The following is an 11,902-nucleotide window of genomic DNA, read 5'->3' as shown; positions in this document are numbered from 1 at the left end:
TCATTTTGCGCAAGGTAAATTTTCATCGCTTATTTTGTTAAAAGCGCAAACAGATAAATTGATTTTTCTATGGGGAAACAGCAATCGCTTAGCGCAAGCTCAGCAACAAGTTGTTGTATAAGTTCAACTGGCATGTAGTGAAAATTCAAATAATATTACAAGTATTTGAATTTAAAATTTTTATGTCGCGAGAGCCAAGCTGAGCGCGGTCTAAAAATTGCATAGAGATAAATTATTAGCCGTTGGGAACAACAGAAATAAGTACTTTACGAGCTTTTAGCTGGATCGTATTGGAGCTATTTGCTATCATTTATCGTTAGTATAATTGCCAAGGAAATACAAGGCCAGCATAGAGAAGTAAGTATTTTGCTAGGCCGTGTTAATATCAATCTCGATTTAAAAAAGTTAATCTTATTTTTAGCTATTTCAGTGACTGTGATCACCTTTCTAAATGGCTTTTATTCCAGCTACCAAGTACAAAAACAGCAACTACAATCGCAAACCTTAAAAAACCATAATGCGTATGCCGCTAAACTTGTCTCTGCCACTGACCGGTTTCTACTGGCTTCTCAGCAGCAACTCGCTTATTCAGCAAAAATTCTTGCAATCCAATTTAATGATGCAAACACTCTTGCGCAAGAGGCGCAGCGACTTAGGTTGCAAACTGATAGCTTTAACTCAACGGTTGTCGTTGACAAAAATGGTGTGGTATTAGCCCATTCACCATTGAGTCTAAAGCTAAAAGGTCAACTTTTAGAAAGTGATGGTGCAAAACAAGCACTAGCGAATAAAAAGCCAATGATCAGTGAGCCTTATATTTCTGCGGTAGGGAACCTCGTGATAGTTATTTCGCATCCGATATTTAACTCTCAAGGTGAATACCTTGGCTACATAGGAGGGACATTATACCTAAAACAAAAAGGGATTTTACACGACTTACTGCAAGTACATTTTCATAAAGACGGCTCATATATCTATGTTGTTGATAAGAATAGGCGCTTACTTTATCACCCTGATGTTGCTCGGATCGGTGAACAAGTTTTTGGCAATCCAGTGATCGAAGCGGTGCTAAGAGGTGAAAGCGGCACTAGGCAGTTAATTAATAGTCAAAACATTGTCATGCTGGCAGGTTATGCACCATTAAAAAGTGCCTCTTGGGGCATTGTCACACAACGACCATTAGACGCTACATTTGCGCCATTAGACGATTTAATGATGAATGTTTTATATCGAACCCTGCCAGTAGGGTTGGCAACCTTTATATTTATTTGGGTGCTAGCTCGGTTAATTTCAAAGCCGTTAAGGCAACTTGCAGAAACGGCTAAAACACTTGATAACCCGTCAACTTCGCAACAGTTAAGGCAAGTGCGGTCTTGGTATTATGAAAGCTCTGAACTGCGTTTAGCTATGCTAAAAGGAGTCGGCTTATTACAAAACCAGATTGGTCTATTACAGCATGAAGCACAAACAGATCCACTTACGGGCTTACATAACCGACGTAGCCTGGAGCTCATGTTAGATCAATTAACTTTACAGCAAACGCCTTTCACTGTGCTTGCTATCGATATTGATTTTTTTAAGCGTGTTAATGATGAGTTTGGCCATGATATTGGTGATATTGTTTTGCAATCGTTGGCTACAATTATTGTTGATGTAACCCGTGAAAATGATTTTGTTGCACGTACGGGGGGAGAAGAGTTTATTGTTATATTACCAAATATTAACGCCAAATCAGCTTATCAACTTGCGGAACGATTACGTATGCGTGTATCAGAAACAATCATCGAACCAGTAGGAAGTATCAACATATCAATAGGTATTTCTGGCTGGCCACTGATGCAATTGAGTGTTGAAGAGATACTCAAACAAGCGGATCAGGCTTTATACAAAGCGAAAAAAACGGGTCGTAATCGGTGTATTATTGATTCTCAGTTTATCCAATCTGAACTTGTCGAGCAGGAATAATTTATTGGCAATGGCTTTTAACTATGCAATATTAATAGCCTGTTTTTAATGTTATAAGCTACTACAATGTTGTTAAATATCAGTTTTAAACTAATGTCACTGCTTGGAGTGTATGCTTTAAGCAGTGCAGCAATTGCCCGTGACGCTAACGCTACATATTCCGACCCAGCTCAAAGCTATCGTAGTGAGTTTGTTGATGTTGCAACGTTAATACCGACCGCATTATTTGATATTCGCTATTTTAGTGGGCAAAACTTTGTTGGTAAACCAATCGAAGGTTATAACGCGCCTAAATGCTTATTGCATAAAACGGCAGCTGCAGCGCTGGTAAAAGCACATTCTCAGGCGGAGCAAGCAGGTTATAATTTTAAAATTTATGATTGTTATCGACCACAACGAGCCGTTGACCACTTTGTGCGTTGGGTTAACGACGCAACTGACACAAAAACCAAAGCAGCGTATTACCCTAATTTAGGAAAAGATCAGTTACTCGGTGATTATATCGCAGCTAAATCAGGCCACAGCCGTGGTTCAACAATTGATTTAACTTTGACTGATAGTCAAGGCAAAGCATTAAATATGGGCTCATTGTTTGATATGTTCGATACCATCTCAAATACCGATGATCCGCGTATTACTCAAGACCAACAAGCAAACAGATATAAGTTAAAAAATATCATGCTGGCCGCTGGATTTTCGCCTTACGCAATGGAGTGGTGGCACTTTACCTATCAGCCACAAGCCTATCCAAATACTTATTTTGATTTTGTGGTGCAGTGAGGTGCTAGCGAGTTAAAAACAGTAAAGTTAGTGAGCTGAACTAAGTACATCTATTCAGCCCACTAATTTATACACTCATAATGAGGCGGTATATAGCCATTGCTAGTTACAGGCGCGAAATTAGTTTCGCGCCTTTATCGTTAAGCAGGAAATAGCTAGCTTCTAACTTTCCCCTCCGTAGCTTGTTTTTACTGAACGGTTGCTTTTAAACCACGGCGTTTTAATAACGCTGAGGTGTCAGGCTCTTGACCGCGGAACGCTTTGAACGACTCCATTAGGTCACGTGAGTTACCAACTTCTAAGATCTCTTTACGGTATTTATCGCCCATTTTACGGGTTAAACCGCCTTGCTCTTGAACGTAAGCAAATGCATCGGCCGCTAAAATTTCACTCCACATGTATGCGTAGTAGCCCGCTGAGTAACCGCCACCCATTGAGTGTGAGAAGAACGCAGACTTATAACGCGGTGGCACAAATGGCACATTTACACCGTGCTTAGTTAGTGCTTGTTGCTCAAATTTCTCAATATCTTGTAACGGGGCATCAGCAGGCAATGAGTGCCATTCCATATCTAAAAGTGCCGCTGCAACGTACTCAAGGGTGTCATAGCCTTGGTTGAAGCTACGTGATTGAATTACTTTAGTCAGTAACTCATCAGGAATTGGCTCACCTGTTTCGTGGTGTTTTGCATAGTTTGCGATAACTTCAGGATACATAGCCCAATCTTCTTCAAACGTTGATGGGAACTCAACGAAGTCACGAGATACTGAAGTACCCGATAAAGTTGGGTATTTCACGTTCGAGAACATACCATGTAGGCCGTGACCCAATTCGTGGAAGATAGTTGTTGTTTCGTCATAGCTGATTAGCGTTGGTTCACCTTTGGCGCCTTTTTGAATGTTCATTACATTCACAACCACAGGCTTTTGTTCTTTTAAGCCAGATTGTTTTACAAACGAGCTCATCCATGCGCCACCACGTTTGCCTTCACGCGCAAAGTAATCAGCAAAGAAAATCGCAAGGCTCTTACCATCAGCATCAAATAGCTCATATGCTTTTACATCTGGGTGATAAACCGGAATATCAGTGCGTGGTTTGAAAGTAATGCCATATAAGCGGTTCATGGTAAAGAATACGCCGTCTTCTAGTACACGATTAAACTCAAAGTATTCTTTTACTGCATTTTCGTCTAAGTTGTACTTATCTTTACGTACTTGCTCTGCGTAGAATAGCCAATCCCAAGGCTGTAGCTTAAATTGATCGCCAGACTCATCGATTTTCGCTTGGATCGCAGCAGCTTCAGCATTAACGTTTTGCATCAACGCAGGGATCATGCTGGCAAACATATCAAATACTGCTTCTGGTTTCTTCGCCATTTGTGATTCTAATCCAAACGCAGCCCAACTGTCGTAACCAAGTAGTTTTGCTTTTTGAGCACGTAGCTGAGCTAGTTCAGCCACGATTTCGCGGTTACTATTTTCACCCGATAGCGCACGCTCTGATGATGCACGCCATACTTTTTCACGTAGCTCACGGTTTTTAAGCGCTGCTAAAATTGGTTGGCGCGTTGTGTTAGTGATTTTTATCAGATATTTACCTGAGTGACCCGCTTGTGTTGCAGCATTGGCAAGTTGCTCTATTTGGCCTGCTGATAAACCATCAAGCAGTGCTTTATCGTCAACGATAACAACATTGCTGTTAGTCAATGCTAGTAAGTTTTGTGAAAACTGAGTGGTTAAGCTTGAGTGCTTGGTATTGATATCACGAATTTGTTGTTTTTGTTCTGCGTTTAATTTTGCGCCCGCTCTGATAAAGCGTTTGTAGTAAACGTCGAGTAAGCGAGTTTCTTCAGCTGTTAAAGCCAGAGTGTCTGACTCTGCGTATAATGTTGCTACTTTTTCAAATAATGCTTTATTTAAGAAAATGTTGTCGCTGTGTGCTGCCATTTTTGGCGCTAGCTCTTTTTGTATCTCACGACGCGTTGGGTTTGAGTCACTGCCTGCTAGGTTATAGAAAATGCTACGGGTACGGGTTAATAATTCCCCACTTTCTTCAAGCGCAACAATTGTATTAGCAAAATCAGGCTTAGCAGGATTATTGATAATCGTTTGTACTTCAGCCATTTGCTCAGCCATACCCTGATTAAAAGCCGGCATAAAGTGTTCGTCTTTAATCGCATTGAAATCTGGCGTTTCGTATTGTAAAACGCTTTTCACTAACAGTGGATTAGCTTGCTGTACTTGATCAGCTGTAGCCGTTTGTTCGGCTTTAATGTTGTTTGCTGTTGTTTGGGGCTCAGAACAGGCTGTTAATAATAACGCTGAACTGATCGCGGTTGCTAATAAGTGTTTCATTATTTTTCTCTTATCATTTTTAAAAATTAAATTGTGCCGATATAAGCGCAGTAAGCGCTTTGTAAATCAGCAGGTGCCTGCTGTCATCAAAGTTGAAGTGCACAAAAAATAGCAGCAAAGCGCAATTAAATGGGGCAAATATCACTATGTGCTCAATGGCCCAAGCATACTGCAGATAACTACTAATGATCTCACCTATTGAGATAAGGCGATTATTAGCTGCGATAAGTGGTGAAATCTCACTAAGAATGGAATATATTTTTACTTTTACGCAATTTTTTCAGTGAGTTTTCAAATACGTGATAGGTTGCAAAAAATGATGCTGAGCAATCAACTGTAACAAAAAAAGTAACACTCATCCGTGATAGAAAAAATTACTCAACGCGCCTTAAATATTGGCTAAGGTAAATAAAGACTCGAAAGGGGGTTGACATAACTTATTAACCCTGTATAGTTTGCTGCAGCTAGAAAGAAAGCATGAAAGCTATAAATCTCCATTTCGATGTTGTATAAGTAATACTTGTAGTACCGTCCTGAAGTTTTTAAAGTACCATCTCATTTTTTGCTACACCGCTCACTAGAGCAATTATTTTATTTTTATATCAGGATATTACAATGTCAAACATCGTATCAGGTACAGTTAAGTGGTTCAACGAGTCTAAAGGTTTTGGTTTCATCGAGCAAGAAAATGGCCCAGACGTTTTCGCACATTTCTCAGCAATCAAAAGCGAAGGTTTCAAAACTTTAGCTGAAGGCCAACGTGTAGAGTTCACTCTTTCACAAGGTCAAAAAGGTCCACAAGCAGAGAACATCACTGCTGTATAATTTTACCTTTTAGGTAGAATAAAAAAAGCAAGCTTAGGCTTGCTTTTTTGTGTTTTAAAATTGACGTAACTTGCTCCCCCTCCTATTCTTTATCTATTATTATTATTCTGTAACGAGATAGATTATCTACCGATTACTTATCCTAGTGTTTAGCCTTGGATTCACTTTTACTTGCGCTGCAAAGCCAATAATTACTATTTTTACTGAACAGTTTCCTCCTTATAATTTTTCGAATAAAGGGCAGCTGCAAGGGATTAATTTAGATATTGTGCGTACGTTGTGTGAGCTTTCACAAGTGGAGTGCAAATTTGAGCTGTTGCCTTGGGCAAGGGCATACGATTTAGTGCAAAAAAATCAGCTCTCAGGGCTAGTATCAACCGCTCGCAGTGCTGAGCGAGAAGATTTATTTTACTGGGTTGGCCCGTTGGTTTCTTCACGTACATTTTTTTATCGTCTTCGCGACAACAAACACATCAATCCAACTGATATTACTCAAGTTAGTGCATATACCTTAGGTGTCGTTAGAGGCAATATTTATGAGGGGTTAGTGGAAAGTATTGGTTTCCAACAAGATAAAAACTTATTAAAAGTAGCTCATCACTATGAATATATGAACCTATTTTTTAAAAATAAAATCGATTTAATTCTCGGCTCAGAGTTTGCCTTAGATTACCAACTGCAGCAATTTGGTCATGGTGGTAAAGAAGTCGTCAAACTAGTTGAGCTACCAGTAAATACATTACAGGGTAACTACGTAGTATTTAATAAAGAGATGCCTATTGAAATAGTTGAACGCTTCAATGAGCAGTTAGAAAAACTTAAAGCGGTGGATAACTTTGACGCTTATCGGCATCGTTATGTACAATAGCTAGTTAATGAGCCGTTATTAATTGACGGTATTTTTCAGTACTTTTAACCTTTAAAAAAGCCTGCTGCAGTGCTTTTATAATATCTTCATCAGTATTGATATTTGCAGCTAAGTAACCAGCTACTGCCAGTCCTTCTATGGCATGTACGAACGTCAGTGCGTTAGCATTGATCGCTAGCTGCTCACTCATTGAAGCTAGATAATTAGCATCGTCGACTACCAGATCAACTTTTCTTGCCAGTAGTAACTGATATGACTTTTGAATATCAGTGGTCAGCAATACTTCGAAACCACGTTTTACTAATACTTGCGATGCAAGGTCATGGCGCTGTACGGCAATTTTATATTGCTTAGCTTGCTCTGTATTATCAAAGTTAATATCACTGCGCTCAGAGAGTTTTACAAAGCCCATTTCAAACTGTGCTACTGGCCCTATCCAATGGAATAGTGTCTCGCGATCCGTTGTGCGTGCCATACTGTAAATTAAGGTGTTGCTATTATTAACCGCCATTTTATAAGCACGTGCCCAAGGGTACATGTTGATTGGGGCATTGAGCTTAGCCTCTAAAATAATCATATTTACTAACTCAGTACTATAACCAGTTACCTGATTATTCAGCAAAACTTGATTCGGCGGTGACAACTCGGTCACAACCATTAAGTTTTGATTTGCAGTACTATGGACACTGATACAAAGAAGTAGCAGATTAATAAATAGCCGCATTTATTTTCTCTTTTTGACGATAGAACTTTGAGTATAGCAATAACTAGGAAAAGTATTATGAAAGTAAACAGTGAATTAAAAACGATAAAAGGGCCATAAAGGCCCTTTGTGAAGTATCGTTCAAGTAAGATAAGTCTTTAACCCCTTAAAGGCTTATCCTATTGTTTTGCAACCAAGGCTCATCTCAAAGTTTCTAAGCTAGCGAGAGGAAAAAACCTGCAATTGCGGCGCTCATAAGGTTAGCCATAGATCCTGCTAACACTGCTCTGAGCCCTAAGCGTGCGATATCCTTTCGCCGACTAGGCGCCATACCGCCTAATCCACCTAGTAAAATGGCTATCGATGATAAGTTAGCAAACCCACATAACGCGAATGTGACAATCGCTTGTGTGTGCGCACTTAACGTATCGCGATAATTCATAAAGTCTAAATAAGCAACAAACTCGTTTACTACTAATTTTTGACCAATAAAGCTACCAGCTATAATTGCTTCATTCCACGGTACACCTAGTAACCAGGCAACCGGCGCAAATATATAACCTAAAATTTCTTGTAGTGTTAGGGTTGGATAATCAAACCAACCACCAATACCACCTAATAAACCGTTTAACAGCGCAATTAAAGCTACAAATGCCAGTAACATTGCGCCTACATTCAAGGCTAAATGCATACCGTTTGCTGCACCCGATGCTGCTGCATCAATTACGTTAACAGGCTTGTCTTCGTCAAGCTCTAAATCAGCTAAAGTATCTTTTGGTGTTTCGGTTTCTGGCACAATCATCTTGGCCATTAAGAAACCACCCGGCGCTGCCATAAAGCTGGCTGCAATTAAATATTTAAGCTCTACACCAATAATCACGTAACCGGCCATTACTGAGCCCGCTACCGTTGCTAAGCCACCTACCATTACTGCAAATAACTCTGACTTAGTCATCGTTGCAATGAACGGCTTAACAATCAGTGGCGCTTCAGTTTGACCAACAAAAATGTTTGCGGTTGCTGAAAGCGACTCCGTGCGTGAGGTTTTCAACAGTTTTTGTAAACCACCGCCTAATATTCTAATTATCCAATCCATAATGCCTAAGTGATATAACACAGCAACTAATGCTGAGAAAAACACAATAACTGGCAATACCTGAATAGCAAAAATAAACCCTAACGTATCCTGATTTGCTAACGGTCCAAATAAAAAGCTGATCCCATCATTAGCAAACCCGATCACTGATGATACGGCTTTTGACATGCCAACTAATGCATTTTTACCTGCGTCTGAAAACAGGACAAAACCACCAATTATAAATTGCAGGGCAAAAGCGATACCGACAGTTCTAAAACTAATTGCTTTGCGATTTGTCGAAGCCGCAAATGCAATGCCTAGCAGCATACACATGCCGACTAAGCTCATAAATGTTGTCATCTTTGCTTATTCCCGTTGTTATTTTTGCAGTAAATATTTTATTTTACTTTTAATTATATCAATCGCAACACGATTCATACCACCACGTGTAACCACTAAATCAGCCTTGTGCTTTGAAGGCTCAATAAACTGATAAAACATCGGTCTCACAGTAGCTTGATATTGTTCAACAACGGACTGTAATGTTCTGCCTCGTTGCTCCATATCACGTTGCATACGGCGCATCAGGCAAATATCAAGCGGTGTATCAATAAACACTTTGATATCAAATTCTTTACGTAGCGCTTTATCACTAAGCAATAAAATCCCTTCAACTATGAGAATTTCTGCTGGCATCACAGTACGTGTTTTGTCACTGCGAGTATGCTGCGCATAATCATAGGTAGGTACTTCTACCGCTTCGCCATCACGTAACTGTGTTAAATGTTTACACATTAACTCATGTTCAAACGCATCAGGATGGTCGTAATTCGTTTGCGTACGATGATCAAACGGCAAATGCGATTGGTCTTTATAGTACGCATCTTCTTCAATCACGGCGATGGCGCCTGGTTCAAGCTCATTCACCAATTCATTGTAAATTGTTTGGCTAAAAAGAGATTTGCCAGACGCAGAAGCGCCAGCAATGGCTATTATTGTTCGTGTCACTAAAGTTCTCATCCACACAGAAGGATACATTGTTGGTAGATCACAATAGCAAAAAAGACACGAATAATCTCTCTTGCTTCGCTTTAAGGTGTGAAATTTATAATGTTTAGGTTTTATGAAACAGGACTTATGTCCTGTACGTTAAAAAGCACAAAAATATAAAGTAGCTACATTGGATAATCGAGGTGAGTATGGCAAGAGCAATTATATTAATGGCAGATAGCCTAGGCATAGGTGCAGCACCAGACGCTGACAAGTTTGGCGACTTGGGCGCAAACACTTTTGCACATTTGCTTAAAGCATACTTTGAAGAAACCGGCGAACGGCTATCACTACCTAACCTATCGTTATTAGGTTTAGTTGATGCATGTGAAGCTGCAGGCAATGAACCGTGCCTTGTTAGCGACCGTCAAACACCGATTGCTGCTTGGGGTTACGCAAAAGAGCTTTCTAGCGGCAAAGATACTCCATCAGGTCATTGGGAAATGGCAGGTGTACCGGTGTTATTCGATTGGGGATATTTCCCTAAAACACAACCGAGTTTTCCACAACAGTTAATTGACGAGCTGATTGCTCGTACCGGTATCCCAGGGATTTTAGGCAACTGCCATGCCTCGGGTACTACGATTTTAGAACAGCTAGGTGAAGAGCACATAAAAACAGGTAAACCAATCTGTTACACCTCAGCTGATAGCGTGTTTCAAATAGCCGCGCATGAACAAACTTTCGGTCTAGAAAAACTTTATCAGGTCTGCGAAATCACACGGGCGCTGCTTGATGAAATGAACATAGGACGAGTGATTGCGCGGCCATTTTTGGGTTCCAATAATCAAGACTTTGCCAGAACGGGCAATCGTCGAGATTATTCAGTGTTACCGCCAGCGCCAACATTGCTAGACAAACTAGCAGATGACGGTGGTGAAGTGATTAGCATAGGAAAGATATCTGACATCTATGCGCATCAAGGTATTACCCAAAAACACAAAGCCCCAGGCTTACAAAACTTGTTAGCAAAAACCACTGAGGTAATGGCATCAGCGCCAGATCACAGTTTGATATTTACTAATTTAGTTGATTTTGATGAAAAATTTGGTCATCGCCGCGACCCTGTTGGGTATGCAAAAGCGCTTAAACAGTTGGACGATTACTTACCAACGATACTTAAGCAGCTTAAAGCCGACGACGTACTAATTATTACGGCGGATCACGGTTGTGATCCAACATTCCCGGGCAGTGAGCACACCCGCGAATATGTGCCTGTACTTGCTTATCAGGTAGGGCTTGAAAATACCCCGCTTGGTGAACGTGCTAGTTTTGCAGATATAGGTCAAACACTTGCCCAGTGGTTTAACTTACCTGCACTTGAATATGGCGATGGCTTTATTGATAAGCTTAACGCGCTAAAAGTAAAAGGAAACGAATAATGAGTACTCCACATATTGACGCAAATAATGGCGATTTTGCACAAACGGTATTAATGCCGGGTGATCCATTACGTGCGCAATACATTGCTGAAAATTTTCTTGATGATGCTGTAAAAGTAACCGGCGTTCGTAACATGTATGGTTTTACTGGCACTTATAAAGGTAAACCAGTAAGCATTATGGGTTCTGGTATGGGTATTCCATCAATGTCGATTTATGCACGCGAACTAATCGTCAGCTACGGCGTTAAAAATCTAATTCGTATCGGCACCTGTGGCGGTATTGGTAGCGACATTAAAATTCGTGACGTTATTTTTGCGCAAGGCGCAAGCACAGATTCAAATGTAAACCGTGCACGTGTACGTGGTTATGATTTCTCAGCAATTGCTGATTTTGATTTACTATTAAACGGCGTTAATGCAGCAAAAGAGCTAGGTATTAAAGCGAAAGTGGGTAACGTATTTACCACCGATACCTTTTATCAAGCCGATAACAGCTTTTATCAAGAACTTGATAAACTAGGCATGTTAGCGGTAGATATGGAAACAGCCGGTTTATATGGCGTTGCTGCTGAATATGGTGCAAAAGCCATGGCATTATTTACCGTGAGTGACCACGTGATCACCGGTGAAGCAACCCCAAGTGAAGAGCGTCAAAGCACCTTCAATGAAATGGTTAAAATTGCCTTAGAGTCAATCTAAGCGTAATAAACAAAAAGTTCCTTGGTAACGTATTCGCAGTATTTTGGAGACACGCCCAAAATAATGTGAGACTAACCTCCAAAGCCGCCTAGTTAAACTAAGCGGCTTTTTTTATGGGGAAAAGCTAGCAAGGGTAAAGTTAGCGAGGGTAAAGTTAGCTAGGGTAAAGTTAGCTAGGGTAAAGTTAGCTAGGGTA

Annotated in this window: 10 protein-coding genes; 6 read left to right on the top strand and 4 right to left on the bottom strand. The window is 40.4% G+C overall.

Annotated features, from left to right (window positions below; translation table 11 throughout):
* The first annotated feature begins 300 nt into the window (after nt 1-300).
* The gene (locus H5162_RS18450; protein ID WP_259398277.1) at nt 301-1,965 is read left to right on the top strand and encodes a sensor domain-containing diguanylate cyclase; all 1,665 of its coding nucleotides are present in this window, start codon (nt 301-303) and stop codon (nt 1,963-1,965) included.
* A 66-nt stretch (nt 1,966-2,031) separates the two neighbouring features.
* Entirely contained in the window at nt 2,032-2,745 is a 714-nt protein-coding gene (locus H5162_RS18445; protein WP_182779264.1) for a M15 family metallopeptidase, read from the top strand.
* A gap of 188 nt (nt 2,746-2,933) precedes the next feature.
* Here H5162_RS18445 and H5162_RS18440 read toward each other — a convergent pair whose 3' ends face one another.
* Nucleotides 2,934-5,099, bottom strand: a complete 2,166-nt coding sequence (locus H5162_RS18440) for a M3 family metallopeptidase (protein ID WP_182779262.1) — start codon at nt 5,097-5,099, stop codon at nt 2,934-2,936.
* Between the two features lie 615 nt (nt 5,100-5,714).
* Here H5162_RS18440 and H5162_RS18435 point away from each other — a divergent pair.
* Nucleotides 5,715-5,924 (top strand): cold-shock protein, encoded by a 210-nt coding sequence (locus tag H5162_RS18435; protein WP_058559473.1) that lies wholly within the window; start codon nt 5,715-5,717, stop codon nt 5,922-5,924.
* A 145-nt stretch (nt 5,925-6,069) separates the two neighbouring features.
* On the top strand, nt 6,070-6,792 hold the full coding sequence (locus H5162_RS18430; protein ID WP_145238810.1) for an ABC transporter substrate-binding protein: 723 nt from the start codon (nt 6,070-6,072) through the stop codon (nt 6,790-6,792).
* Nucleotides 6,793-6,796: 4 nt separating this feature from the next.
* Here H5162_RS18430 and H5162_RS18425 read toward each other — a convergent pair whose 3' ends face one another.
* From H5162_RS18425 to udk, 3 genes are all read right to left on the bottom strand, one after another.
* Nucleotides 6,797-7,516 carry an ABC transporter substrate-binding protein gene (locus H5162_RS18425; protein ID WP_182731971.1) on the bottom strand — a complete coding sequence of 240 codons (720 nt, stop codon included), beginning with the start codon at nt 7,514-7,516 and terminating at the stop codon, nt 6,797-6,799.
* Nucleotides 7,517-7,709: 193 nt separating this feature from the next.
* Nucleotides 7,710-8,933 carry a NupC/NupG family nucleoside CNT transporter gene (locus H5162_RS18420; protein WP_182731970.1) on the bottom strand — a complete coding sequence of 408 codons (1,224 nt, stop codon included), beginning with the start codon at nt 8,931-8,933 and terminating at the stop codon, nt 7,710-7,712.
* An 18-nt stretch (nt 8,934-8,951) separates the two neighbouring features.
* Nucleotides 8,952-9,581 carry a uridine kinase gene (udk, locus tag H5162_RS18415; RefSeq protein ID WP_145238801.1) on the bottom strand — a complete coding sequence of 210 codons (630 nt, stop codon included), beginning with the start codon at nt 9,579-9,581 and terminating at the stop codon, nt 8,952-8,954.
* A gap of 191 nt (nt 9,582-9,772) precedes the next feature.
* On the opposite strand from udk, the gene H5162_RS18410 reads away from it, so the two are divergent.
* Together H5162_RS18410 and deoD are read left to right on the top strand one after the other, a co-directional pair.
* On the top strand, nt 9,773-11,005 hold the full coding sequence (locus H5162_RS18410) for a phosphopentomutase (protein WP_145238798.1): 1,233 nt from the start codon (nt 9,773-9,775) through the stop codon (nt 11,003-11,005).
* Nucleotides 11,005-11,706, top strand: a complete 702-nt coding sequence (gene deoD, locus H5162_RS18405; protein ID WP_145238795.1) for a purine-nucleoside phosphorylase — start codon at nt 11,005-11,007, stop codon at nt 11,704-11,706. The genes H5162_RS18410 and deoD overlap by 1 nt, the downstream gene beginning before the upstream one ends.
* Nucleotides 11,707-11,902 lie beyond the last annotated feature (196 nt).

The organism is Pseudoalteromonas sp. SR41-8, from assembly GCF_014163915.1.
Lineage (GTDB): Bacteria > Pseudomonadota > Gammaproteobacteria > Enterobacterales > Alteromonadaceae > Pseudoalteromonas > Pseudoalteromonas rhizosphaerae.
This window is presented reverse-complemented; position numbering and strand designations above follow the sequence as displayed.

Bases quoted from the DNA above. Each gene is read 5' to 3' on its own strand.
- H5162_RS18445 (WP_182779264.1), top strand. From the start codon at position 2,032: ATGTTGTTAAATATCAGTTTTAAACTAATGTCACTGCTTGGAGTGTAT.
- H5162_RS18440 (WP_182779262.1), bottom strand. From the start codon at position 5,099: ATGAAACACTTATTAGCAACCGCGATCAGTTCAGCGTTATTATTAACA.
- H5162_RS18435 (WP_058559473.1), top strand. From the start codon at position 5,715: ATGTCAAACATCGTATCAGGTACAGTTAAGTGGTTCAACGAGTCTAAA.
- H5162_RS18425 (WP_182731971.1), bottom strand. From the start codon at position 7,516: ATGCGGCTATTTATTAATCTGCTACTTCTTTGTATCAGTGTCCATAGT.
- H5162_RS18420 (WP_182731970.1), bottom strand. From the start codon at position 8,933: ATGACAACATTTATGAGCTTAGTCGGCATGTGTATGCTGCTAGGCATT.
- H5162_RS18410 (WP_145238798.1), top strand. From the start codon at position 9,773: ATGGCAAGAGCAATTATATTAATGGCAGATAGCCTAGGCATAGGTGCA.
- deoD (WP_145238795.1), top strand. From the start codon at position 11,005: ATGAGTACTCCACATATTGACGCAAATAATGGCGATTTTGCACAAACG.